Origin of the sequence: Variovorax boronicumulans, assembly GCF_019352895.1 — a bacterium.
In the GTDB taxonomy this organism is placed as follows: domain Bacteria; phylum Pseudomonadota; class Gammaproteobacteria; order Burkholderiales; family Burkholderiaceae_C; genus Variovorax; species Variovorax boronicumulans_A.
The window spans coordinates 659,837-684,918 of the sequence record NZ_JAAAFX010000007.1 but is presented as its reverse complement, the minus strand read 5'-3'; the positions used below and the strand labels follow the sequence as shown (position 1 = coordinate 684,918).

13 protein-coding genes are annotated in these 25,082 nt (G+C 71.9%); 7 read left to right on the top strand and 6 right to left on the bottom strand.

Annotation, left to right across the window (positions count from 1 at the left end; all coding sequences use genetic code 11):
- Nucleotides 1–19: 19 nt before the first annotated feature.
- Nucleotides 20–1,804, top strand: a complete 1,785-nt coding sequence (locus K0H49_RS18100) for an acyl-CoA dehydrogenase C-terminal domain-containing protein (RefSeq protein WP_219215373.1) — start codon at nucleotides 20–22, stop codon at nucleotides 1,802–1,804.
- On the opposite strand, the gene K0H49_RS18095 is transcribed toward K0H49_RS18100, so the two are convergent.
- The 5 genes from K0H49_RS18095 to K0H49_RS18075 form a co-directional block, all read right to left on the bottom strand.
- On the bottom strand, nucleotides 1,708–2,721 hold the full coding sequence (locus K0H49_RS18095; RefSeq protein WP_219215371.1) for a hypothetical protein: 1,014 nt from the start codon (nucleotides 2,719–2,721) through the stop codon (nucleotides 1,708–1,710). The two genes, K0H49_RS18100 and K0H49_RS18095, sit on opposite strands and share 97 nt — an antisense overlap.
- Nucleotides 2,714–3,529: an alpha/beta fold hydrolase gene (locus K0H49_RS18090; protein WP_219215369.1), complete on the bottom strand. Its 816-nt coding sequence runs from the start codon at nucleotides 3,527–3,529 to the stop codon at nucleotides 2,714–2,716. Before K0H49_RS18090 ends, K0H49_RS18095 begins: the two co-directional genes overlap by 8 nt.
- Nucleotides 3,526–8,529 carry a non-ribosomal peptide synthetase gene (locus K0H49_RS18085; protein WP_219215367.1) on the bottom strand — a complete coding sequence of 1,668 codons (5,004 nt, stop codon included), beginning with the start codon at nucleotides 8,527–8,529 and terminating at the stop codon, nucleotides 3,526–3,528. Before K0H49_RS18085 ends, K0H49_RS18090 begins: the two co-directional genes overlap by 4 nt.
- On the bottom strand, nucleotides 8,526–15,788 hold the full coding sequence (locus tag K0H49_RS18080) for an amino acid adenylation domain-containing protein (RefSeq protein ID WP_374122374.1): 7,263 nt from the start codon (nucleotides 15,786–15,788) through the stop codon (nucleotides 8,526–8,528). Before K0H49_RS18080 ends, K0H49_RS18085 begins: the two co-directional genes overlap by 4 nt.
- 209 nt (nucleotides 15,789–15,997) lie before the next feature.
- Complete coding sequence (locus K0H49_RS18075) at nucleotides 15,998–19,315, bottom strand: autotransporter family protein (RefSeq protein WP_257624938.1); 3,318 nt, start codon at nucleotides 19,313–19,315, stop codon at nucleotides 15,998–16,000.
- 821 nt (nucleotides 19,316–20,136) lie between these two features.
- Here K0H49_RS18075 and K0H49_RS18070 point away from each other — a divergent pair.
- From K0H49_RS18070 to K0H49_RS18060, 3 genes are read left to right on the top strand one after another with little or no spacing between them, the layout of a single operon-like run.
- Nucleotides 20,137–21,048 carry a universal stress protein gene (locus tag K0H49_RS18070; RefSeq protein WP_219215364.1) on the top strand — a complete coding sequence of 304 codons (912 nt, stop codon included), beginning with the start codon at nucleotides 20,137–20,139 and terminating at the stop codon, nucleotides 21,046–21,048.
- Nucleotides 21,045–21,590 carry a hypothetical protein gene (locus K0H49_RS18065; protein ID WP_219215362.1) on the top strand — a complete coding sequence of 182 codons (546 nt, stop codon included), beginning with the start codon at nucleotides 21,045–21,047 and terminating at the stop codon, nucleotides 21,588–21,590. The genes K0H49_RS18070 and K0H49_RS18065 overlap by 4 nt, the downstream gene beginning before the upstream one ends.
- On the top strand, nucleotides 21,587–22,234 hold the full coding sequence (locus K0H49_RS18060; protein WP_257624937.1) for an N-acetyltransferase: 648 nt from the start codon (nucleotides 21,587–21,589) through the stop codon (nucleotides 22,232–22,234). The genes K0H49_RS18065 and K0H49_RS18060 overlap by 4 nt, the downstream gene beginning before the upstream one ends.
- On the opposite strand, the gene rsmI is transcribed toward K0H49_RS18060, so the two are convergent.
- On the bottom strand, nucleotides 22,231–23,175 hold the full coding sequence (gene rsmI / locus K0H49_RS18055; protein WP_219215360.1) for a 16S rRNA (cytidine(1402)-2'-O)-methyltransferase: 945 nt from the start codon (nucleotides 23,173–23,175) through the stop codon (nucleotides 22,231–22,233). The two genes, K0H49_RS18060 and rsmI, sit on opposite strands and share 4 nt — an antisense overlap.
- On the opposite strand from rsmI, the gene K0H49_RS18050 reads away from it, so the two are divergent.
- The 3 genes from K0H49_RS18050 (at nucleotide 23,175) to K0H49_RS18040 (ending at nucleotide 25,000) form a co-directional block, all read left to right on the top strand.
- The gene (locus K0H49_RS18050; RefSeq protein WP_219215358.1) at nucleotides 23,175–23,591 is read left to right on the top strand and encodes a YraN family protein; all 417 of its coding nucleotides are present in this window, start codon (nucleotides 23,175–23,177) and stop codon (nucleotides 23,589–23,591) included. The two genes, rsmI and K0H49_RS18050, sit on opposite strands and share 1 nt — an antisense overlap.
- A 66-nt stretch (nucleotides 23,592–23,657) precedes the next feature.
- On the top strand, nucleotides 23,658–24,257 hold the full coding sequence (locus K0H49_RS18045) for an SIS domain-containing protein (RefSeq protein ID WP_219215357.1): 600 nt from the start codon (nucleotides 23,658–23,660) through the stop codon (nucleotides 24,255–24,257).
- Nucleotides 24,254–25,000 (top strand): BON domain-containing protein, encoded by a 747-nt coding sequence (locus tag K0H49_RS18040; protein WP_219215354.1) that lies wholly within the window; start codon nucleotides 24,254–24,256, stop codon nucleotides 24,998–25,000. The genes K0H49_RS18045 and K0H49_RS18040 overlap by 4 nt, the downstream gene beginning before the upstream one ends.
- Nucleotides 25,001–25,082 lie beyond the last annotated feature (82 nt).

Below are 25,082 nucleotides of genomic sequence, written 5' to 3'. Positions count from 1 at the left end.
CCCACCGAGACCCCACGCCATGAGCCTTCGCTACCACGCGCCGCTGCGCGACATCCGCTTCGTCCTGAACGAACTGCTGGACCTGCCCCATGTCCTCGGCGGCGCCGACGGCAGCGGCTTCGACCCCGAGGTCATGGACCAGATCCTCGACGCCGCCGGCACCTTCGCCGAAGAGGTGGTTGCGCCGCTCAACGGCAGCGGCGACCGCGAGGGCTGCCGCATGCCGAGCGCGGGCGTGGTGCGCACGCCGGCCGGCTTCAGGAAAGCCTACGACCAGTTCGTCGCGGCCGGCTGGCCCGCGCTGGCCTGCCAGCCCGCGCATGGCGGCCAGGGCATGCCCACGGTGCTGAACAACGCGCTGTTCGAGATCCTGTGCGGGGCCAACATGGGCTGGGCCGCCTACCCGGGCATGTCGCATGCGGCCTACACCTGCCTCGCGGCCAACGGCTCGGCCGAACAGATGGCGACCTACCTGCCGCACATCGCGTCCGGCGCCTGGGCCGGCACGATGTGCCTGACCGAGCCGCACAGCGGCACCGACCTGGGCCTGCTGCGCACGCGTGCGGTGCCACGCCTCGACGGCAGCTACGAGCTCACCGGCACCAAGATCTTCATCTCGGGCGGCGAGCAGGACCTGACCGCCAACATCGTGCACCTGGTGCTCGCGCGCCTGCCCGACGCGCCGCCCGGCGTGAAGGGCATCTCGCTGTTCATCGTCCCGAAGTTCATCGTCGAGGCCGACGGCGGCCTCGGCGTGCGCAACGGTGTGCAGTGCGGCGCGATCGAGCACAAGATGGGCATCCACGGCAACGCCACCTGCACCATGAACTTCGACGGCGCCCAAGGCTGGCTGCTGGGCGAGGCGAACAAGGGCCTGGCCTCGATGTTCGTGATGATGAACCACGCACGCATCATCGTCGGCGTCAATGCGATCGGCCTGATGGACGCGGCCTACCAGAAGGCGCTGGCCTACGCGAAGGACCGCACGCAAGGGCGCGCCCCCTCGGCGCAGCGCCGCGACGCGCCGGCCGACCCGATCATCGAACACGCGGACGTGCGACGCATGCTGCTCACGCAGAAGGCGTACGTCGAAGGCACGCGCGCCTATGCGCTGTGGGCCTCGCACCTGATCGACCTGCAGCACCGCGGCGACACGCCGGCGGTGCGGCAGGAGGCGGCCGAGATGCTTGCGGTCGCGACGCCGATCGTGAAGGCCTTCAGCAGCGACCTGGCGGTGGAGTGCACGAGCATGGCGATGCAGGTCTTCGGCGGCCACGGCTACATCTGCGACAACGGCGTCGAGCAGCACCTGCGCGACGCCCGCATCATCCCGCTGTACGAAGGTTCGAACGGCGTGCAGGCGATGGACCTGCTGGGCCGCAAGGTGCTCGCGGACGGCACCGCGAAGTTCGCGCACTACCTGCAGGCGATCACCGATTTCGCCGATGCCAAGGCCGACGTCGAGGGCATGCATGTTTTCTGCGCGCCGCTGCGCGAGGCGGCGACGCTGGCCTTGCGCACGGCGCGCCATCTCTCGCTGCGGGCCGAGACGAACCCCGACGAGGCGGGCGCCGCCGCCGCGCCCTTCCTGCGGCTGGTCGGCCATGTCTCGCTGGCCTGGATGTGGGCGCGGATGGCCGACATCGGCCTGTCGCACGGCGCCGGCGCCGAGCCGATCCATGCGTCGAAGGTCGCCACCGCGCGCTTCTACTTCGAGCGGCTGCTGCCCGAGGCGCAATCGCTCGCGACGGCCATCGCCGCCGGGCCAGGCGCGGTCATGGCGCCCGAACTCGCCTGGTTCTGAGGCATCGCAGCCACGCCACGCGCCCAGCTTTCGATGGCGTCCAGCAGGTGGGCCTGCATGGCCAGCGTGGTCGCGGTGTGGTCGATGTCGGGCCAGAAACGGTACTGCACCTGCCCGAACAGCCGCGAACCGCGCAACTGGCTCAGCATGCTGTGGTCGCGGTCGAAGCCGTTGTAGGTGTTCGAGTACATCAGCGACAGCGCCACGCCGCGATCGACCAGCGACAGCAGCGCCCGCTCGTAGTCGGCCGCCGACATGCGCTTTCCCTCGCCTCCACCCAGGAAGTCACCGGCGTCCGGCGCCGCGGCACGCTGCGGCAGCAGCGCGCGCAGGCGGCCCAGGGTGCGCGCGCGCGCCGTGGCATCGCCGTCGCCGAGCCAGCCGACGAGGTCGTGCCACCAGGGGTAGCTGGCGCGCACCGCCACATTGCGCGGAAAGGCCGCCATGCGACGCAGCTTGCGCTCCAGCCGCACGGTGCGGGTCATGTAGATCTCGCCGTCGAAGGACAGCAGGCCGACCACGCGCGGGTCGGCCAGTGCCAGCGCCAGGCCGTTCTCGGCGCCCGAGCAGATGCCGAACACCAGGAAGCGCCGCAGGCCGTGGCGCTGCGACAGGTAGTCCATGGCGGCCTTCATGTCTTCCAGCGCCTGCGCGCGGTAGCCGTTGCGCCCCTGAGCCGCCACGCTGTCGCCGATGCCCGAGAGATCGAAGCGCAGGGCCGGCATGCCGGCGCCCGCCAGACGGCGCGCGGCCTTCACGTTGATCCGGTGCGGCCCGATGCGGTGGTTCACGCCGGTGTTGAGCACCAGGCAGCCGATGTCGCCCATCTGCCCGGTCGACCCCTGCGGCCGGGTGAGCAGGCCGAACAGGTGATCGTCGGAGCCGAAAAGCACCGGGGCTTCAGAGAAGTCACTCATGGATTTCCGCCATCACACGTTGCAGGGCCTCGGCCGGCACCATCTCGTTGCCGGGCGAAGGGTTGCTGGTCCAGATCAGGGGGTGCGCGAGCGGCACGTGGCGCACCGCGCCGCGCCCGGCCTGCGCCACCACCCATTGGCGGATGCGCGCGTCATCGGGCTTCCCGATTGTGACCACTTCGACGCCCGGGTCCAGGGTCGACGCCAGCGCCTGGGGCGTGAGAGCCCCGACCTGCGCACGCAGCACCGACGACATCGCGAAGCCGAAGGCTTCGTCGCTGAAGGCCGTCGGATCCTCGCGCAGGCGGCGGCGCCAGCCGGGGTCGGGCAGCGAATGACTGACCTCGAGTTCGGCCACGTGCTTCTCGCGCAGACCCTGCAGGTACACGGGTCCGTCGAGCACCGGTTCCCAGAGCACCAGCCGGGCGATGCGCGGATCGGCCATTGCCGCGGCCTGCAGCGCCAGCGTGGCCCCGATGCGCGCACCGAACCACACGATGCGGGTCGCGCCCGCGCGGGATGCGAGTTCGCGGTGCGCCGCCAGGATGTCCCGGCGCCAGCCATCGAGTTCGCCGTCTTCGTCGTCGCCCGGCGAATCGCCGGTGCCGTAGGGATCGAAGCGCAACACCGACAGGCCTGCACGCGCCAGGCGCAGCGCCAGCAGGCGGTAGAAGCGATGGCTGCGCAGCGCCTCGTGGCCCATGGGTGGGCACAGCAGCACCGCCGTGCCGGACACGCGCGTGCTGTCCGCCGCGTGGAAAAGGCCGAACAGTCGCCGCGCGGGCGGGCCGAACAGCAGGGGCGTCATGTTTTTCGCCCCCAACCGGAGAACACGCGCCCCAGCAGCCCCGTTCGCGGTGCCTCGGCGGATGCCGGAGCCTCGAGTCCGGCCCGGGTGGTCTCGAAACCATCGGCCGTCGCGGCGACCTCGGTGGCCGCCAGTTGCGCAAGGCTCTCGAAGATGTAGCGGCGCGGTTCGATGCCCATGCCGAGGCTTTGCGCCGACAACTGCACGACACGCATGGCCTGCAACGAATCACCGCCCAGGTCGAAGAAGTTGTCGCCGGCGCGGATGTCGGCGACGTCCATGCTCAGCACCTGCGCCCAGATGCGCGCCAAGGACACCTGCTCGGCCGACAGCGGCGACGATGCGCCTTCCGCATCCGCACCCACATCCGCCGAGCGTTCGGCGGCCGGGGCGTCTGCGGAAGAAGACAGATGGCGCAGGATGCGCGCACTGGCGGAGTCCACCGGCGCCAGCAGTTCGGCCAGTGGAATGTCCGGCCGATCGGCGATGCTCCGCAAGATCTCGACAAAGCGGTCGCGGAAGGCGGCCCCGGTCTCGGGCCGGTAGATGTCGGCGTTGTAGGCGATCGGGCCCTCGAGGCCTTGCGGCTTCTCCAGCAGCCACAGGCCCAGGTCGTCGGTCGCGCCGCGCTGCAGCAGATGCACCTGCCGGTGTGCAAGGCCGCCGAAATCGTGCGGACGTTCGCGCGCATCCTGGAACGAGAACAGCCCCTGGTACAGACCTGCGCCCTGAGCCAGGCGCACGAACTCGGGCTCCGTCGCCATGCGCTCGAAAGGCACCTGCTGGTAGCGCATGACCGCCACCAGCTCCTGCTTCACGTAGCGCGCGAAGCTGCCGAAGTCCTGGCCGGCCTCGACCTGGAAATTCAGGGGCAGCACGTTGTTGAAGAAGCCCATCACCGATTCCAGCTCGGGCGCCTCGCGTCCGCGCACCGGCGTCGCGATCACGACCGCGGGGCTGTCGATCGCGCTGCTCATCATCAGCACGTAGGCGCCCAACGCCAGCATGCTGAGCGTGACGTCGTGCTGGCGCGCCACCTCGCGCAGGCGCTGGGTGGTCGCCGGATCGATGTGAATCCAGTTCACGCCGCCGTTGCCGGACATGCCGGCCCGGCGCGGCATGTCGGTGTGCGCCGCACGCGCCGCGGGCATGCGCGCGAAGCGCTGCTTCCAGAAGTCGAGCTGCCGCCCGAAGTCGGGCTGCTTCATCCAGTCGGCGTACCACTGTGCGTAGTCACCCATCGTGACCGACGGCTCGGGCAGCGTGTGCGGCAGGCCGCGCACCAGTGCGCCGTAGAGCGCCGACAGCTCGGCCTGGTAGATGTCGAAAGACCAGCCATCCCAGATCAGGTGATGCGGCACGAACAGGAAGCCGTGGTCCTCCGGCCCCATGCGGTAGAGCGCCATGTGGAACAGCGGCGCGCGGTGGATGTCCAGCGGCTGGTCGGCCAGCTGCTGCATGCGCAGCGCGAGCTCGGATTCGCGCTCGGCCTCGGGCAGTGCGCTCAGGTCGATCAGCGGCACCGCGAAGTCGACCTGCGCCGCGATGGTCTGGACCGGCGCGCCGGTCTCGTCACGGCCCATGGCCGTGCGCAATGCGCCGTGGCGCTGCACCATCTCGCGCAGCGCCGCGCGGAACTTGTCGACGTCCAGCGGCCCGAGGAAGCGATGGCCCGAGGGCGCGTTGTAAACCGCCCGGCCAGGGTGCAGTTCCTCGAGAAAGAGAATGCGCTCCTGCATCGGCGTGAGCGGCGCGCTGCGGCGGTCGCGCAGCGCGACGATCGGCGCCTGCGCCTCGGACTGGCCCTCGCCGCGCAGGCGGCGCACGGCCTGCGCGATGCGCTCGACTGTGGGCGCCTCGAAAAGCATCGACATCGGCAGCTTGAGCTGCAGGTCGCGACCGAGCCGGGCCGTGAAGCGCGCGGCCAGCAGCGAGTGGCCGCCCAGCGCGAAGAAGTCGTCGTGGATGCCCAGGCCGGGCAGGCTCAGCGTCTGCTCCAGGGTCGTGAGGACCTGCCGCTCGAGCGCGTCGCGCGGTGGCACGGCGGCAGCGCTGCGCGCGGCGACCGCGCTCTGCGGCGCCGGCAGCGCCTGGCGATTGACCTTGCCGTTGGGCAGCAGCGGCAGCGCCCCGAGTGCCACGAAATGCTGCGGCAGCATGTACTCGGGCAGAAAGGCCGCCAGGTGCTGGCGCAGCGCCCCGGCCTCGGGCATGGCGCCGCGCGGCACCACATAGGCCACGATGCGCACGTCGCCGGGCGTGTCTTCGCGCGTGATCACCAGCGCGCGGTCGACGCCCTCGTGGCGTGCGAGGTTCGATTCGATCTCGCCGAGCTCGATGCGGTAGCCGCGCACCTTGACCTGGTCGTCGGCGCGGCCCAGGCACTCGAGCACGCCGTCGGCGCGCCAGCGGCCCAGGTCGCCGGTGCGATACCAGCGCGCGGCGCCTGCCGGGGCGCCGGGCACTGGCACGAAGCGCTGATCGGTCAGGTCGGGCCGGTTCAGGTAGCCCAGCGTCACACCGGCGCCGCCGATGTAGAGCTCGCCGGTCACACCGACGGGCAACGGACGCAGCGCGCCGTCGAGCACATGGAACTGGGTGTTGGCGACCGGCCGGCCGATCGGGATCACGCCGTCGGCCTGCAGCACACGGTGGAAGCTCGACCATACGGTGGTCTCGGTCGGACCGTAGCCGTTCCAGAGCGCCCCCACGATCGGCAGCAACTGCCGCGCCAGGTCGCCCGGCAGCGGCTCGCCGGTGCAGATGGCCAGCAGGTCGCGCCGGCCCGGCCAGCCCGCGTCGAGCAGGATGCGCCAGGTCGAGGGCGTGGCGTCGACGAAGTCGACTTCCTCGGTCTCGATCAGCGCGCGCAGGCGGTCGCCCTGCATGGCCTGGGTCTTGTCGGCGACCACGATGCAGGCGCCCACGGTCAGCGGCAGGATCACCTCGGACACCGCGATGTCGAAGGACAGCGTGGTCACGGCCAGCACGCGGCGCTGCGCGTCGATGCCGGGCAGGCTGCGCAGGCTGGTCAGCAGGTTCACCACGCTGCGATGCGGCACACGCACGCCCTTGGGACGGCCGGTGGAGCCCGAGGTGTAGATCACGTAGGCCACACCCTCGGACGTGCCCGCGTGGGCCGGTGCCGTGTCGCTCGGCGCGGCCTGGTCGGCACGCACGCGCGCCAGCGCCTGCAGCGGTGCGGCACCGTCGGTGTCCGCGTCGGTGACCGCCGCGCGCAGTTGCGCATCGCCGATCATGAATTCGAGCCGCTCGCGCGGGAAAGCCGGGTCCAGCGGCACATAGCCCGCGCCCGATTTCAGGATGCCCAGCAGCGCGACCAGCATGTGTGCATTGCGGCCGCAGCACAGGCCGACCAGGTCACCTGCGCCGATGCCCTGCGCCTGCAGCGCGGCGGCCAGGCCGTTGGCGCGCCGGTCGAGTTCACGGTAGCTCAGCGATGCGCCGCCAGCACGCACGGCGATGGCATCGGGCGTGGCCTGGGCCTGGCGCGCGATCAGCGCATCGATGCGCACCTTCGCATCGAAGGGCGCCTCTGTGGCATTGAAGGACTGCAGCAGCGCTGCATCCTGTGCGCTGCAGGCCATCACTTCGTCCACGTTCGCGCCCGCGGTGTGCGTCAACCGCTCGAGCGCCTCGGTGTACAGCGCCAGCCAGCGTTGCACGCTGCGCTCGTCGAACAGCCCGGTGTTGTACTGCAGCTCGAGCATCAGGCCGTCGGCCACCGGCACCGCGTTGAGGAACAGCTCGAAGTTCTCGAAGTGGCGCGGGTTGCCGGTCAGCGTGCTGTGCAGGCCGGGGAAAGTGCCGCCCGGCGAAGCCGAAGCGCGGTCGAGGTTGAACATCACGCTCACCAGCGACGGCCGGCTCGGGTCGCGCGCGACCGGCAGCTTCTTGAGCAGCGTGCCGTAGGTCAGCGTCTGGTGCTCGAAGGCGTCGAGCAGCGTGCTGCCCACCGTCTTGAGCAGCGCCTCGACCGGTTGCGAGCCATCGACGGCGACGCGCACCGGCAGCAGGTTGACGCAGTGGCCCACCAGCCGCGTCATGCCGCTGGCGGCCTGACCGGCCACCGGCACGCCAATGACGAGGTCGTCCTGTTGCGACAGCCGATGCACGAGCGCCGCGAACAGGCTGAACAGCGTGGCGAACAGGCTCACGCCGGCGCGTGCGCCCTGCTGCCGCGCGGCCTCGACCCGCGCCGCCGGCAGCAGCACGTCGAGGCGACGCGAGGTGAAGCGCCGGCGCGCCGGGCGGGCCCGGTCCAGCGGCAGTTCGAGCGTGGGCAGCGTGGCGTCGGGGTAGCGGCCCAGCCAGTAGGCGAGCTGCGCGCGCACGGCGGGTGCCTCGGCTTCGTCGCGCGCCCAGGTCGCGTAGTCCTCGTAGCGCGGAGCGGGCTCGAGCGCCGGGCCCTGGCCGGTCTGCTCGGCATAGAGCTGGCCCAGTTCGTCGGCGATCACGCCCCACGACCAGCCGTCGCACACCGCATGGTGCGCGGTGAGCATCAACACATGGCCTGTCGGCGTGTGGCGGTACAGGTTGGCACGCAGCAGCGGCCCGCGCTCGAGGTCGAAGGGTGTCTCGACCGCTGCGGCATGGGCATCGGCCATTGCCTGGTCACGGGCTTCGGCGCCCAGGCCGCTCAGGTCGTGCAGCGGCAGGTCGAACGCGCCGGCCTCGACCACGATCAACTCAGTGCCGTCGAGCGAGAAGCTCGCGCGCAAGGCGTCGTGGCGCGCCACCAGCGCCACCAACGCGGCCTGGAGCGCCACGGTGTCCAGCGGGCCGTCGAGCCTCAGGTCGACCGATTCGTTGTAGGCCAGCGAGGCGTCGCTGCCCAATTGGTCGGCCAGCCAGACTTCGCGCTGCGCCTCGGTGCTGGGGATCACGCCGCTGATCGCGCCGAACGCGAAGGGGTCGAAGTCCTGACCCAGACCGTCGTTCAGATCGGGGGTATCGGGGGTGTGGCGCGACGGGGTCATGCGTCGATCCTACGGAACTTCCCGGGCTGTGCGGCGTCGGGCACGAACCACGCGGGCTGTCCGTCCTTGTCGCGTCCCAGGCGGGCATTGGGCACGGGCGGCTTGGCGGCGTCGAAGCTGCGGGCTGCGGGCGCGCGGCCCGGCAGGAACTCGGTCTCCTGCATCTCGGCGATCGACTCCTTGAAGGCCGACTTGAGCAGCGCGATGTCCGCCGGCGTGTGGGCCGTGGTCATGAAGCAGGGGAAGTTGTCGAGGATGTGCACGCCGCGGCTGCGCATCATCGCGAACAGCAGGTCCTGCAGCGGATGGTCCTCCAGCCAGCTCACGCGCCAGAGCGAACCGAAGTAGCGGATCTCCAGCGGCGCGCCCACCTCGCGGCAGAAGGCCGTGAGCTCGTCGGCCATGGCCGCGGTGTGCAGGTTGAGCTGGGTCTGCAGCGCGCCGCCCGCTGCGTGCATGTGGTCGAGCGAGGCCTTGGCCGCGGCCAGCGTGAGCGGATGCCGCACGAAGGTGCCCGCGAAGTAGGTCACGCCGACGGTCGGGATCGAATCGTCGCCGTAGTTCCATGCGCCGCCGTCGAGCGCGTCCATGTACTCGCGCCGGCCCGCGATCGCACCGATGGGCATGCCGCCGCCGATCACCTTGCCGTAGGTCGCGAGGTCGCCGCGCACGCCGAACAGCGCCTGCGCACCGCCCGGGTGGGTGCGGAAGCCGGTGATGACCTCGTCGAAGATCATGCAGGTGCCGCTCTTCTCGGTGATGGCGCGCACTTCGCGCAGGAATTCCTTCGGCTGGAAGTCGGGCCGGCGGCTCTGCACCGGCTCGACCAGCACCGCCGCCAGTTCGTCGGCGTGTTCGCGAATGAAATCCAGCGATTCGGGCGTGCCGTAGTCGAGCACGCGCACGTCGCCGAACATGCCGCTCATCACGCCCGGCGTGGCCGGGATGCCGCGCGCACCGCGGCCGGCACGCACCAGCACCTCGTCGAAGGTGCCGTGGTAGGAGCCGCTGAACAGCACGACGGTGCTGCGGCCGGTGTGGGTGCGCGCGATGCGCAGGGCCGCCATCACGGCTTCGGAGCCGGTGTTGCACAGCGCCGCGCGGTCGAAGCCGGTGAGCTCGCAGATGCGCTGCGTGACCTCGGCCGCCAGCGGATGCTGCGGGCCGATCTCGTAGCCGATGTCGAGCTGGCGCCGGATCGCGTCGTTGAGGAAGTCCGGCTGCCAGCCGAACATGTTCATGCCGAAGCCGTTGAGCGTGTCGACGTACTCGTTGCCGTCGATGTCCCAGACGCGCGAGCCCTTGGAGCGGTCGACCACGATCTGATAGGTGATCTCCTTGGTCGCGGGGCGGAAGCCGTTGACCACGCGCGGGTCGGCCATGTGGCCGCGGTTCTTGGCGGTGAAGTCCTTGCTGGCGCGCGTGCGTTCGACATAGCGGCGCACGAAGGCATCGAGCCGGGCCTGCTGGCGGCCGGTGATCTCGCGGTTGGGCGTGGTGTGGATGCGCGCGATCGCGCCGAAGGCCTTCTTGACGTCGTAGGGCACGCCGCCGCCGACCAGCGGGGTATCGGCCGCCGTGGCGACGGGCGCTGCAACGGGTGCAACGGGCACGGCCACCGGTGCCGCCTGCACCGCGGGCGCGGCCGAGGCACCGGCCAGAAGCGCGAGCTGCTGCTGCATCAGCTGCATCTGCTGCGCGATGAGCTGCTGGACCATGGACGCATCGGCGCCCACGGCCATGGGCGCGAAGGCCGGCACGGCCACCGCTGGCCCGACGGGCGCCACGGCCGCCGGTGCCGCAAGCGCCACCGGCGCAGCGACCGCCGCAGCGGGTTCGGGCGGCAGCGTCTCGTCGAGGTGCGCCGCCAGCAGGTCGAAGCTGCGGCAGCCCTCCATCAGCTGGCGGAAGCTGATGTTGACCTTGAAGTGCTTCTTGACCTGCAACGCGGCCTGCGTGAGCACCAGCGAGTCGAGGCCCTGGTCGATGAAGGTGGTCGCGCCGTCGGCATCGGCCATGGGCGTGCCGGAGATGTCTTCGAAGAGTTCGCGCAGCTTGGCGTGAAGGGCGGGGCGGCGGGCGGTGGCGGTGGTGGGCATGGGCGACTCCAAAGTCGGGACGATGGAAGGGAAAGAAGAAACGACGACGGCGGTGGCGACAACGGGCGCGACGGCAGCCGCCGCAGACGCGCTGTCGACCCAGTGGCGCTTGCGTTCGAAGGGATAGGTCGGCAGCCGCACGCGGGACTTGCGGCTGCGCGTGTCGAGCTGCTGCAGGTCGGGCGTGAGCCCGATCGTCCAGAGCCGGCCCAGCGCCAGCCGATGTGCGACCAGCTCGTCGGCCGGTGAAGCGCCGAGCAGCGCACAGGCCGCAGGCGCGGGGCGCTCGCGCGTGGCGTGCTGGCGCACCAGGGTGCAGAGGGTGTTGCGCGGGCCGAGCTCGATGAACAGCGGCTGCGCATAGCGGGCCAGCACCTCGTGCACCGCAGGCGAGAAGCGCACGGTCTCGCGCAGGTGGCGCGCCCAGTAGGCGGGATCGGTGGCCTCGTCGGCGCTGAGCACGCGGCCGGTCAACGTCGAGACGATGGTGCGCTGCGGCGCGTGGAGCGTCACGCCGCGCACCAGCGCCTCGAAGGGCGCCAGCGCCGGCGCCATCATGGCCGAGTGGAAGGCATGCGAGGTCTCGAGCAGGCGCGCGGCCACGCCCTCGGCCTCGAGCCGGGCCTGCAGCGCCGCGATGGCCTCGAAGGGACCGGCGATCACGCTGGCCGTGGGGCCGTTCTCGGCCGCCAGCGACAGCGCCTCGCCGAGGTAAGGCTGCACCTGGGCCGCCGACAGTCGCACCGACAGCATCCGGCCCGCGGGCAGCGCCTGCATCAGCGCGCCACGCTGCGCCACCAGCCGCGCCGCGTCGGCCAGCGACATCACGTTGGCCAGCACCGCGGCCGCGAACTCGCCCACGCTGTGGCCGATCATGGCGGCGGGACGCAGGCCGAAGGCCAGCAGGCGCGCACCCAGCGCGTACTCGAGCGCGAAGGTCGCGGGCTGGGTGGCCGAGGTCGGCCGCAGCGCGTCGGCGTCGTCCGAGAACATGCGCTCGCGCAGGTCGAAAGGCAGCACGCCGTCGAAGGCCGCGAAGCAGGCGTCGAGCGCGGCGCGAAAGGCTTCGTCGTGCACATAGAGCGTGCGGCCCATGCCCGCGTACTGCGCGCCCTGGCCGGGGAACAGCCAGACCTGCTCATGGGCGCGCGCGGCGACCGCCCCGGCGACCTTGTATGGCGTGTCGGCGGCGCGCAGCAGTTCGACGGCCTCGGCCGTGCCGTCGGCCACCAGCGCCATCCGTTGTGCGAAGGCCTTGCGGCCGACGCGCAAGGTGTGGGCCACGTCGCCGAGGTTGAGCGCGGGGTCGGCGGCGAGATGGTCGGCCAGCTGCGCCGCCATGCGGGCCAGCGCGGCCGGCGTGCGGGCCGAGAGCGTGAGCAGCTGCGGGCCGGCCACGGGCTCCGAGGGCACGGCGAGCGGCGCCTCCTCGAGGATCACGTGCGCGTTGGTGCCGCCCACGCCGAAGGAAGACACGCCCGCGCGGCGCGGCGCACCGGCCTCGCGCGGCCAGGCCGAACGCTCGGCATTCACGCGGAAGGGCGTGCCCTCGAAATCGATCGCCGGGTTGGCCGCGCTGAAATGCAGCGAGGCCGGCAGCTGCTGTGCGTGCAGCGCCAGCGCGGTCTTGATCACGCCGGCCGCGCCGGCGGCCATCAGCGTGTGGCCGATGTTGCTCTTGACCGAGCCGATGGCGCAGAAGCCGCTGTCGGCCGTGTGGCGCGCATAGGCGCGGGCCAGGGCCGCGACCTCGACCGGATCGCCCATCGGCGTGGCGGTGCCGTGCGCCTCGACATAGGAGATGCTGCGCGCGTCGACGCCGGCCGAGGCCAGCGCCATCGACACCACGGCCGCTTGGCCGTCCACGCTGGGCGCGGTGAAGCTGGCCTTGACCGCGCCGTCGTTGTTCACGCCCACGCCGCGCAGCAGCGCATAGATGGTGTCGCCGTCGGCCTGGGCATCGGACAGGCGCTTGAGCATCACCACCGCCGCGCCGTCGCTGAACACCGTGCCCTGCGCGTTGGCGTCGAAGCTGCGCGTGCGACCGTCGGGCGAGAGCATCGCGCCCTCTTGATGGAGGTAGCCGCTGTTCGGCGGGCAGGTGATCGCGATGCCGCCGGCCAGCGCCATGTCGCACTGGCCCGAGCGCAGCGCATGGAAGGCCTGCGCCATCGCGACCAGCGAGGTCGAGCAGGCGGTGTTGAGGCTGATCGCCGGCCCGGTGAGGTTGAGCCGGTTGGCCACGCGCGTGGCGAGGTAGTCTTTCTCGTTGCCCAGCATCACCGCGAACTCGCCGACCGTGTCGATCAGGTCGGGGCGCGGCATCACGTGGCGCTGGAAGTAGGTCGCGTTGTGCATGCCGGCGTAGACGCCGACCGGGCGCTGCTGCTGGTCGGGCGCATAGCCGGCGCGCTCCATGCATTCCCAGCAGATCTCGAGGAACAGCCGCTGCTGCGGGTCCATCAGCGTCGCTTCCTTGGGGTTGATGCCGAAGAAGGCAGCGTCGAACTGGTCGACGTCGTCGAGCACGCCGCGGGCGCGCACATAGCTGGGGTCGGCGCGCAGCGCGGCGCTCACGCCGGCGTCGAGCGTGGCGTCGTCGAAGAAGCGGATGGTGTCGCGGCCTTCGAGCAGGTGGGCCCAGAACTGCTCGACATCGGCAGCGCCGGGGAAGCGGCCGGCCATGCCGACCAGCGCGATGGGCTCCTGCTGCGCATCGCCGGTCGTCGCACGCAGGCGTTCGGGCTCCGGCGTGACCACGCCGTCGAGTTCGCGGGCGATGGCCTGCGGCGTGGGGTTCTGGAAGAACAGGTTGGTCGACAGGCGCCGCGCGCTGCCGGCCTGCAGTTCGGCCAGCACCTTGAGCACGCGCAGCGAATCGCCGCCCAGGTCGAAGAAGTTGTCGACGCGGCCCGCCAGGTCGATGCCCAGCGCACGCGCAAACGCGGCGCAGACGCGACGCTCGGTGTCGGTGCGGCCTTCTTCATAGGGCTCGGCCATCTCGGGCCGCTGCGCCAGCGGCTCGGGCAGGCCGCGGCGGTCGATCTTGCCGTTGGGCGAACGCGGCAGCGCCTCGAGCGTCACGAACAGCGCGGGCACCATGTAGGCCGGCAGCGTGGCCTGGAGGTGCTTGCGCAGGTCCTCGGCGCCGGGCGCGCTGCCGGGCTGGGCCGTGAGGTAGGCCACCAGGCGGGCGTCGCCACCGCCGTCGTGGCGCGCGAGCACCGCGGCCTCGCGCACCGCGGGGTGCGTGAGCAGCGCGCTCTCGATCTCGCCCAGCTCGACGCGGAAGCCGCGCACCTTGACCTGGTGGTCGTTGCGGCCCAGACAGTCGATCTCGCCGTCGGCGCGCCAGCGGCCGATGTCGCCGGTCTTGTAGAGCCGCGCGTCGGGATCGGCGCTGAACGGGTCGGCCACGAAGCGCTCGGCCGTGAGTTCGGGCCGGTGCAGGTAGCCTCGCGCCACGCCGACGCCGCCGATGTGGATCTCGCCCGGCACGCCGAGCGGCGCCGTGCGGCCATGGCGGTCGAGCACGTGGATGCGGTTGTTGGCGATGGGCCGGCCGATGGAGGGCAGGGCCGCCCACTGCGCCGGGTCGGCCGCCAGCTGCAGCGCCGTGACCACGTGGCTCTCGGTCGGGCCGTACTGGTTGTGCAGCCGGCAGCCGGCGTGGCGGGCGAAGAAGGCACGCACCGCGGGGCTGGCGTGCAGTTGCTCGCCGGCGGTCATCACGTCCTGCAGGTCGGGCAGTGCCTCGTCGGCCGCGACCGCGTACTCGGCGAGGTTCTGCAGCGCGATGAAGGGCAGGAACAGCCGCTGCACGCGCTGCGCGCGCAGCACCGCGACCAGCGCTTGCGGGTCGCGCCGCACGCTCTCGTCGATCAGCACCAGCGTGCCGCCGGCGCTCAGCGTGGCGAAGATTTCCTGGAACGCGACGTCGAAGCCCAGCGCCGCGAACTGCAGCGTGCGCTGCGGCGTCGGTACCACCGGGTGGTCGAGCTGCCAGTGCAGCAGGTTGACCAGGCCGCGGTGCGGCATGGCCACGCCCTTGGGCGTGCCGGTCGAGCCCGAGGTGTAGATCACGTAGGCCAGGTGATGCGGCTGTACGTCGTTGGCAGGCGCCGTATCGCCCTCGTCCTGCGGGGGCAGTGCATCGAGCAGCAGCACCGGGCTCGCATCGACCGGCAGCGCGGCGCGCAGCGAGGTCTGCGAAAGAATGACCTGGGGCCTGGCACCGGCCAGGATCACCGCGGTGCGGTCGGCCGGATGGCTCGGGTCCAGCGGCACGTAGGCGCCGCCGGCCTTGAGCACGGCCAGCAGCCCGACCACCATGGCCAGGCTGCGCTCGACATAGAGCGCCACCGGCACGTCGGGGCCGACGCCCAGCGCCCGCAGCCGGTGCGCAAGGCGGTCGGCCTCGCGCTCGAGTTCGGCATAGCGCAGCACGTCGTTGCCCAAGCGCACGGCTTCGGCCTCGGGCGTGCGGCGGGCCTGGGCCTCGACCAGGTCGTGCACGCGCAGCGCCGAGGGCCACTCGGCCTGGGTGGCGTTGAAGCCTTGCAGCAGTTGCTGTTCGACCGCGCCGATCATCGGCAGGGCGGCCACAGCGTGGTCAGCGTGTGCTGGCAGGGCGGCCAGCACGGCCTGCACATAGCCGGCCCAGCGTTCGGCCGTGGCGCGGTCGCACAGTGCGCCGTCGAAGTGCAGCACGCCGTCGAGCATGCCGTCGGCGCGCAGGGTGCAGGCCACGCACAGGTCCAGCCCGGGCAGCGGCGCCAAGGCGCCGAAGCGCAGGCCGGCGCGGGCGTGCGGTGCACCGATCGCGCTGGAAGGGGGGAGAGAGGATGCCCGTTCGGCGTCGATGCGCACGAGCAGTTCGTGCGCGCTCGGCTCGCCTTGCAGGTCGATCAGAAGCAGGCGCGCGTCGTCCGGTGCGCTCGTGTCGAGGGCTGCGGCCAGCAGGAAGGCCTCCTGCGTGCTCAGCCGCCCCAGCACCACGGCCCAGGCCGCAAGACACAGGGTCTGCAGCGAGGTGCCGCGCGCGAGTGCGTAGGCCTGCAGATCGAGCGCCGTTTCCGCATCGAGCGACCACTGCACGAAGCCCGTGCCCTCGTCGCTCGAAGGCGTGGCGGCGCGCGGCAATTCAAGGACGCCCGACACCGCCGTCATCCGTGCGGAGCGCTCGCCTGCCGACCCGTGCGCTGGCGGGGGTGCGAGCGCGTGAGTCGAAGCGAGAGGCTTGGCGGAAGCTGTGGAGTCGGGCAGTGAGGTCATGGCTATGAAAGTGGCTGTCGCATGTTGGGGGCGACGAACAAGCCAACGCCGTTGTTCATGGGTTGTTGCCGAGGGTTCATGAGATCGGTCACCGGTTACCAGCGAGCCTTGAGGCCCACCGAGCCTTGTACGCCACTCTTCACGCGTGCGTCACCACCGATCGAGAAAAGCCGACCGATTTCGCCGTAGATGCTCCAGGTGGTGTTCAGTGCCAGCGTCGCGCCGCCGGCCACTTCGCCCCAGCTGCCGCCGGTGCGCGTCGCGATGTCGGTGGTGGCCGCGGGGCCGATGAAGCGTGCGATGTCGGTGCCGCTCGAGGCACGGTAGAGGTTGATCCGGCCGTAAGGCTGCAGCGCGCCGAGCGAGGTGCTCGTCTCGCCCTTGATGCGCACGCCCGCACGGGCGATCCAGCCGTTGTCCGCATCCTGCTGGACGCGGGCGCCCGAGATCACGACGTCGTCGAGGTCCACGCGCTGGTGGATCAGCTGCAGCTGCGGCTCGATCGTCCAGCCCTGGCCCAGCGCGAAGGACTGGCCGACCTCGATCGAGGCCAGCAGGCTGTCGCCCTTGCCCGTGACCGAGGGGTTGCCCTGCGGACGCAGGGTGTAGCGGTGGTCGCCGCCCTGCAGCACGGCGTCGGCATAGAAGCCGCGGCCGTTGGTCCAGGTCGCATAGAGGCCGAGGTAGCGCGCACGCAGGTCGTTGCTGCCCACGCCGCCCCAGACACCGTTGGCGAAACCGCTGGTGCGCACGTCGCCGTCGAGCTGGCCGACGTAGACGCCGGCATGCCAGTTGGCATCGGCGAACAGGTCGGTGCCGACCTGGAAGCCGTCGACGCGGCCCTTGCTGTCGGGGGACACGGTGCCCTGCTGGCGCACGTCGATGCTGCTGGAGATCAGGCGGCCCCAGGCGTTGCGCGGGCCGTTGGCGGCCGGTGCGCCCGCCACCGGCTCGTCGCCGATGCGCTGGTGCAGGTTGCCCAGCATGGCCAGGTCGGCCTGGCGCAGTTGCTGCGGCAGCGCGGCGAACAGCGGGACTTCGCTGCGGTAGGTCGGGGTGGTGACCGGAGGGGTGACCGGGGCGCCGGGCGTGACGGGCGCGCCCGGCGTGACCGCATCGGTCTCCGAGCGCAGGTACCAGCTCTGGTCGGCGCCGTGCAGCGTGTAGGCATAGGCGCCCGCATCGACGTGGCCGTTGGCCAGTGCGAAGGCATCGGCGGTCGAGGTGGCGCCGTTGCGCGCGGCGACGACCTCGATGCCGTTGCCCGTGGTCTGCGCGCCCAGGCCGCCCAGGTTGGTGATCTGCACCGTGGTGTGGCCGCTGGCGCTGCCGCCATTGAGCAGCAGACGGTCGGTCGCGCTGCCGCTGTCGCCCAGGGCGGTGCCCAGGCGCAGCACGCCGCCGTTGCCGACGTAGTTGCCGTTCACCGTCAGGGTGGTGCCCGGGGTGGCGCTCAGCAGCGAGACGGTGCCCGCGTTGTTGAGCGAGGCCACGGTCTGGTTGAAGCCGCCCACGTCGAGCGTGGCGCCCGAGGCCACCGTGTGGGCCGAGGCCGCGCTCAGCGTGTTGGCCGCGCCCGCACGCAGCGTGCCCTGGCCGACCGTGGTGGTGCCGCCGTAGGTGTTGGCCGCGGTCAGCACCAGCGTGCCGGTGCCGACCTTGGTCAGCGAGCCGCTGCCGCCGACCGCGCCGGCCAGCGTGCCGGTGAAGGCGCCGGTGTCGACCGTCGGCTGGCCCGTGCCCAGCGTGACCGCGTTCGCGACCTGCAGGCCATCGGCCGCCAGGCGCAGCGTGCCGTCGTTGATCGTCAGGGTGCCGGCTGCGGCACCCAGGTTGGCGTTGCCGGTCAGCGCCAGCACACCGGCGTCGACGGTCCAGGGCGTGACGCCGGCCTGGGCGCCGGCCAGCGTCCAGACGCTGGTGCCGCTCTTGTGGAAGGCGTCGAAGCCCTGGAAGGCCTGGCCGGCGCCGATGGTGCTCACGTCGAAGTTCGACGTCGTCGCATCGCCACCCAGCGCCAGCGTGTTGTTGCTGCCGCCCGATGCCACGACGGCGTTGCCGTCGAGGACGCCGCCGGCACGCAGTTCGAGCCGGTTGCCGGAGCCCTGGAACTCGAGCGCATTGGCGCGCACCGTTCGAGTGCTGTCGAGGCCGCCCGAGATGCTGCCCGCGTTGATCACCGTGTTGCCACCCGCGACCGAGCCCTGGATGCCGACACCACCTGCGGCGCCCGTGCCGGCCGCGGCGAGGCCGGCGTCGCCGCCGCGCACCGTGCCGTCGTTGGTGACCGTGGCACCGGCGTCCAGCAGCACCACGCCGCTGCCGCCCTTGCCTGCCACCGAAGTGGTTTCGACGCCGCCCACGGCACCGCCGGCGCCGCCGAGGATCTGGCCCGTTGCCGTGTTGGTCACGGTCGCGGCACCGCTCGCGGTGATGCCGTTGCCGCCATCGCCGGCCAAGGTGGCCACGCCGCCGGCTCCGCCCAGCGCCGTGCCCGCGTTGGTGATCTGGCCGCCGTTGCTGCGCACTGCGTCGCCGCCGTTGCCGCCGCTGCCTTGGCCCTCGCCCAGCGCCGGGTCGCCGTCGGTGGTACCGCCGGTGCCGCCCGCGCCGCCCGTCAACTGCCCATTGAGGCCGTTGCTCAGTTGGCCGCCCTGGTAGAGGAAGACGCTGGTGCCGCCTTCGGCCCCGTTGTAGCCGTTGCCACCGGCACCGCCAACGATACGGCCGTCGGCATTCAATATGCTGCCGCCACTGACCAGTGCCAGGCCGGCTCCGCCGCCACCCGCGCCGTCAAACTGGGTCGAACCGCCTGCGCCTCCCGTGACAGTGTGGCCACCGACATTGACCGTCGCGCCCGGCGCAGTCAGGACGAGCCCGCCGCCGCCGCCGCCACCACCACCCGAATAGCCGCTCAGCCAATCCGGGTCGGCGCCGGCCGTGCCGGTGACGTCGCCGGTCAGCGCCACCGACGCTGCAGCATTCTCGGTACCCACGCCGCCGACGCCGCCCGTGCTGCCATTCCCCGCAAAGTAGGCACCACCACCACCGCCGCCGCCGCCTGCACTCAGGCCGACGCCACCAGCGCCGCCGGCCGCTCCGCTGGCAACATTGTTGTTGCCGCCCGTGCCACCGGCTTGCGCGGCCGCGTCGATCTGAGCGCCGGCACCGCCAGTGCCGCCCAGGCCGTCGTCCCCCCGGCCGGAATAACCACCGGCACCACCGCCGCCACCGCCGGCCAGCCCACCTGCACCGCCTTGGCCCTCCGTGAGGTCGGCCTGGCTGCCGTTGCCGCCGCCAGAAAGAATCGTGGTCTGCGCCTGCGCGCCGGTCGCAGGCCAGACCGAGACCGCCATCACTGCCGCCAGGGCCACGGCGTGGATCGTGAAGCGGGTGGTGGAGGTCCGGGCCAAGGAGGGGCCAGCGGGCAAGGAGGTCCGAAATGCGGGGGCCGAATGGCTCAGAGTGGGGCTAATCTTGTGTTTCATAATCATTTCACGCACTGAATTGGTGCAACATGAGTGAAATGTTAAGACAATATTACTAGCTTAAGTACAAAGGCTTACACATGTCCGGGCCTGTTTTGCGGAATTGTCCCTAAATCGTCAACTACGTAAACAGATGTTGGGGCGTCTAGGCCTTCAGGCATAGGCCACATCCCGGGGTCCCGTGCGGCCCTGCCAATCTGGCAGAGGGCGTGTGGCCTCTGTTGTGGCGGCCGCAAGGCCGGCCTAGACTCGGGCCCATGCACGGTCAGGCCCCCCTTCACACCTTGTCTCGCAGCCACGTCGGCTGCGGCGGGTCGATGGCGGCCGGCGGACCGGCCCTCTTCAGCTTCGCCGGGCCGACGGCAGGGTCACACCAGACCCTCGGACATTCCTGAGCCCGGCGGTCAGCCTCCCCCCTTTCAAGCGCAACCATCGACCGCCGGGCACCTGTCCCGCGCCGTAGCGCGCCCGCACGTCCGCGGGGGCCGCACTCGACTGGAGTGGCGATGCACACACCCATCCCCCGGGAGCCCACGCTCCCGATTGGCGACCGTCCTCGGTCCGGCCGCGCACGGCCATGTCCTGCGCCGGCCCCGGGCGTCCATCGCCCCGCTCGCGTGATCCGCCCGGCCCTGGGCTGATCCGCCACCACGCCTGCGCGCCGCCCAGGCGCTGCCTGCCCCACCGAAGGACTGCCGCTCGCCGGCAGGGCCTCGGTGCTGTCCATCCCCGCGGAGAACACAACGATGCACATTCAATCGATCCTGGCCCTGACCGACCTGTCGACGCAGGGCCGCCGCGCGGTCATGCGCGCGGGACTCATCGCCGCCGAACACCGCGCGCTGCTGAAGATCCTGTACGCCGCGCCGGCCCTGGGCGGCCGCGGCGAGAGCGATGCCGCGGCCCGCACCTCGGCGCTGGCGCGGGACATCGCCGCGCGCTTCGGCATCCTGGTCAAGTGCCTGGCCCACGCGCCGGGCGGCGCCCCGCTGGCGGAGGTGGCCGAGGCCGCGTGTCGGGCCGACCTGCTGGTGGTCGATGCGGGCTCGGCGCGCTGCGGCGCCGGCGTGTTCGGCACCTCGCCGATCGCACGCCTGCTGCGCGTGGCCGCCTGCCCGGTGCTCGTGACGCAGCGCGAGGCACTGCACCGCTATCGCCGCCTGCTGGTGGCGGTCGACTTCACACCGGCCTCCAAGCGCATGGTGGCGCTGGCCTGGGCACTGGACAGCACGGCGCAGGTCGAGCTGTTCCATGCGCTCTCCAGGGCGCCGGAAGGCCGGCTGCGGCTGGCCGACGCCTCCGACCAGGCGCTCAAGGCCTGCCGCCACCAGCGCCTGGGCGAAGCGCGCGAGCGCATGTTCTGGCTCAGCGACTCGGCGGCCGGGCGCGACCGCCGGGTGGTCTCGGCGATCGGCCAGGGCGACCCGGCACGCCAGGCCGCAGTGCAGCAGCAGGCCAGCGGTGCCGAGCTGCTGGTCGTCGGCAGGCAGCGCCGCTCCCGCTTCGTGGACTTCCTGCTGGGCAGCGTGGCGCAACGCGTGCTGCGCATGGCCACGGCCGATGTGCTGGTCGTGCCGCACGACGGGTGCGCGGCGCCGGACGCCGTCGCCGGCCCACGGGGGGGCGGCAGCGTGCGCGCCACGGGGAGCGCGGCATGAGCCCCCTCGAAGCGCTGGACCACTATCCCCTGCGGCAGGCGCTGCTGCCCGGGGCTGCCGGGCTGCCGGTGTTCGCCACCCGCGGCCCGGTCGACTGGCTGTCGCGCCCCGAGCGCTACCTGGTGGTCTGCGAAGGCCGGGGTGGACGCATCTACGCCGCCGGCGAGCTGGCGCTCGACGAGGCGCAGCAGGTGTTGCGCGATGCCTATGGCCGCAAGGTGGTGCTGCGGCCGCCCGAAGTCCATACCTTCGACGACCCGGCCGGCGGCGGCCGGTGCGAGCCGGTGATGTTCCTGCGGCTCAAGAGCCCCCGGGCCCACGGTGCCGGGCTGCTCAAGGAGCTCGCGCGGCGTCGCGTGCGCATCCTCGAGCACGACGTCCGACGCGACGAACTGGTGGTGCGCGCCGAGATCCGGCTGGCCGATGCGCTGGGCCTGAACGCCGCGGCCGAGCGCCTCACGAATGGCGCGGCGGCCCTCTGGACCTGGCTGTCGCGCTACGACGCGGCCTGGCTGCCGCCACCGCCGGAGGCCTCGCGATGAATCTCGCGCTGTCCACGTCCTTCTTTCCATTCCACCCGACCGGGCGGCCCTGGCGGATGCAGCGCCCGGCCGAACTCCGCATCGACGTCGACCCCCGCGCCGCGGCCGCGGACGACGCCGCGCTGGACGCGCTCCACCAGCGCCTCCATGCGCCCGGCGACCGGCTGCACGGCCTGCCGGCCTTCCCGCTGCACGACCCCGGACTGCGCCTGCACGTGCGCGAGGCCGACGGCGAGTTCTACGCCTATGTCGAGGACCTGCGTCGGGGCTGCCTCGCGGGCTCGACCGTCTTCAACCGGCTGGTCGAGGTCGGCCGCCGGGCCGACCGGCACCTGCGCGCGCCGCACTCGCGCTACCGGCCCGCCTACCAGCGGCGCGGCATCGCCGGGGCCGTCTACCGCTGGGCGCTGGACGCGGGGATCTGCCTGATGACGGGCGCGCGCCAGTCGCCCGGCGCGCATGCGCTGTGGCACAGCCTGGCGCGCGCGCACGAAAGCGGCTTCGCCGAGGTGCGGCGCAAGCAGTTGCGCTACCTGGGCAGCGACATCGCCGCGCAGGACCTCGAAAGGCTGGAGACCCGGATGTTCCTGCTGGGCCGCGGCTGGACGCTGGAGAGCTTCCGGCAGGCCACGCAGATGGACTAGTCGGCGCTCTCGGCTTCGCCGCGGATGCGCAGCGCCGTGTCGTAGAGCGCATTGCGCGGCGCGCCGCTGATCTCGGCCGCCAGCTTGACCGCGGTCTTGAGCGGCAGTTCGGCCAGCAGCAGGCGCAGCACGCGCTCGGCCTCGGCGCCGTCGTCGGCCGCCACCGCCACCGGGTGCAGCACCAGCGCGAACTCGCCGCGCGTGCGGTCGCGCCCGGCCGCGAACCAGTCGGCCAGCGCACCGGCAGCCACCGTCGCGATCTCCTCGAACTGCTTGGTGAGCTCGCGCCCGACCGTGATGCGGCGCTCGCCCAGCACGGCCAGCGCGCGGGCCAGGGCCTCGATGCGGTGCGGTGCCTCGAGCAGCACCACGCTGCGCGACTCGCGCGCCAGCTCGGCCACGGCCGCGTCGCGCTCGCCGGCCTTGCTCGGCAGGAAGCCCGCGAACACGAAGGCGCTGCGTTCGTCGCCGCCGTCGGCCACCAGTCCGGCGGCCTGCACCAGCGTGACCACGCTGCTGGCGCCCGGCAGCGGCAGCACGCGGTGGCCGGCCGCGCGCACCGCGGCCGCGAGGCGCGCGCCGGGGTCGCTCACGCCCGGCGTGCCGGCGTCGCTCACATAGGCGATGCGCTCACCCTGCGACAGCCGTGCGACCACCGTCTGCGCGGCCTCGGCCTCGTTGTGCTGGTGCACCGCGAGCAGCCGCGCACCGGGCCGGTCGATGCCGTAGGCACGCAGCATGCCCTGGGTGTGGCGCGTGTCCTCGCAGGCGATCACGTCGACCAGGTCCAGCACGTGCAGCGCGCGCAGCGTGACGTCGGCCAGGTTGCCGATCGGCGTGGCGACCACGTAGAGCGTGCCCTGCGGATAATGCTGGGCACCCGCGGCATCGCGCGCGGCCGACAGGGCGGCGCCGAAAGAGGCGGGAGCGAGAGCATTCAATGGGATTTCTCCAGAACTACAAGAAGACGACAGGGAGCGGCGGATCGGCCACCACCAAGCAGCGCGGCGACGCGGCGGAAGAAGCCGCGCTCGCGCACCTGCAGGCGGCCGGCCTGCGGCTGGTGATGCGCAATTATCGAACCCCCGGCCGCGGCGGCGGCGAGATAGACCTGATCGTGCGCGATCCGCGCGACGGCACACTGGTCTTCGTCGAGGTCCGGCAACGCGCCAGCGGCACGCACGGCGGCGCGGGCGGCAGCATCACCGGCGTCAAGCAGCGGCGCATCGTGTTCGCTGCGCGACACTACCTGCTGGCGCTGCGCACGGCCCCGCCGCCCTGTCGCTTCGACGTGGTGCTGGTCGAGCCGCAAGGCATCGAGTGGTTGCAGGCCGCGTTCGACGCGGGAACTGCCTGAGTCCTGCATCGCTCCACACCTCAACCACACCTTTTGTTTCACCCCCCACGGCTATCATCACCGCCCATGCTCGAGCAACGCATACAGCAGCACTTCATCGACAGCGCCGACCTCAAGTACCAATCGGGCCCGGTGCTCAGCAAACCCATTTCGCAAGCGATGCAGGCCGTGCTGGCCTGCGTGACCAGCGGCGGCAAGATCCTCGCGTGCGGCGCCGGCGTGTCCGGCCTGCTGGCCGCGCAGTTCGCCTCGCAGTTCGTCGGCCGCTTCGAGCGCGAACGGCCCGAACTGGCCGCCATCGCACTGACCGGCGATGCCACCGACCCCACGGCCGACACGGCCGAGGCCGCCGACCCCGACCGCTTCGCGCGCCAGGTGCGCGCGCTCGGCCAGGGCGGCGACGTGCTGCTGGCGCTGAGCGTGAGCGGCAAGTCCGCGGCCGTGCTGGCCGCGGTCGAGGCTGCGCATTCGCGCGACATGACGGTGGTGGCCCTGCTGGGCGCCAACGGCGGTTCGGTCGGCCGCGCGCTGCGCGAGACCGATGTCCAGGTTTCCGTGCCGCACGAACGTGCGTTGCGCATCCATGAAGTCCACCTGCTCGCGCTGCACTGCCTGTGCGACGGCGTGGACGCCCAGTTACTCGGAGAACAGGAAGCTTTCACATGAAGACCTCATCGATCCCCCGCCTCGTGCTGACCCTCACCGCCGGCGCCGCGCTGGCTGCCGCACTCTCGGCCTGCGTGCCGCTGGTGGTCGGCGGGGCCGCCGTGGGCGCCGGACTGGTCGCGACCGACCGGCGCACTTCGGGCGCCCAGCTCGACGACCAGGGCATCGAGCTGCGTGCCGCCTCGCGCATCCGCGAGATCGCCAACGACCAGATGTACGTCAGCGTGACCAGCTTCAACCGCCAGATGCTGCTGACAGGCACCGTGGGCAACGCCGACGACCGCCGCCGGGCCGAAGCCGCGGTGCAGGGCGTGGACAACGTGCGCAACGTGGTCAACGAGATCCAGGTTGGCCCGTCGCGCTCGTTCCAGCAGCGCTCCAACGACACCTTCATCACCGGCAAGGTCAAGGCCTCGCTGCTGGACGCCAAGGACCTGTTCGCCAACTCCTTCAAGATCGTGACCGACAGCGGCGTGGTCTACCTGATGGGCCTGGCCACGCGGCGCGAGATCGACCGCGCCACCGACATCACGCGCGGCGTGTCCGGCGTGCAGAAGGTGGTGCGGGTGGTCGAGGTGATCACCGAAGCCGAACTCGCCAACCAGGCGACCTCGGGCGGCACGCAGCAGAACACGGCGCCGGCGGCTTCGACGAACAGCGGCTCGCGCGTCCCGCTGCCGCCGATGGAGCCGCTCAAGACCGCCCCGGCCACGGGCGGCGCGACCGTCTCCCCGGTCCGCTGAAAACCCGGACGCCGTTCCAGGCACACCGCAGGATCGGCTTTGCCGGGCTGCGGGTGTAGCCCTCCAGGGGGCGAGTCATTTA

Bases quoted from the DNA above. Each gene is read 5' to 3' on its own strand.
- K0H49_RS18060 (WP_257624937.1), top strand. From the start codon at position 21,587: ATGAATCTCGCGCTGTCCACGTCCTTCTTTCCATTCCACCCGACCGGG.
- K0H49_RS18045 (WP_219215357.1), top strand. From the start codon at position 23,658: ATGCTCGAGCAACGCATACAGCAGCACTTCATCGACAGCGCCGACCTC.
- K0H49_RS18070 (WP_219215364.1), top strand. From the start codon at position 20,137: ATGCACATTCAATCGATCCTGGCCCTGACCGACCTGTCGACGCAGGGC.
- K0H49_RS18090 (WP_219215369.1), bottom strand. From the start codon at position 3,529: ATGACGCCCCTGCTGTTCGGCCCGCCCGCGCGGCGACTGTTCGGCCTT.
- K0H49_RS18100 (WP_219215373.1), top strand. From the start codon at position 20: ATGAGCCTTCGCTACCACGCGCCGCTGCGCGACATCCGCTTCGTCCTG.
- K0H49_RS18065 (WP_219215362.1), top strand. From the start codon at position 21,045: ATGAGCCCCCTCGAAGCGCTGGACCACTATCCCCTGCGGCAGGCGCTG.
- K0H49_RS18040 (WP_219215354.1), top strand. From the start codon at position 24,254: ATGAAGACCTCATCGATCCCCCGCCTCGTGCTGACCCTCACCGCCGGC.
- K0H49_RS18095 (WP_219215371.1), bottom strand. From the start codon at position 2,721: ATGAGTGACTTCTCTGAAGCCCCGGTGCTTTTCGGCTCCGACGATCAC.
- K0H49_RS18050 (WP_219215358.1), top strand. From the start codon at position 23,175: ATGGGATTTCTCCAGAACTACAAGAAGACGACAGGGAGCGGCGGATCG.
- K0H49_RS18085 (WP_219215367.1), bottom strand. From the start codon at position 8,529: ATGACCCCGTCGCGCCACACCCCCGATACCCCCGATCTGAACGACGGT.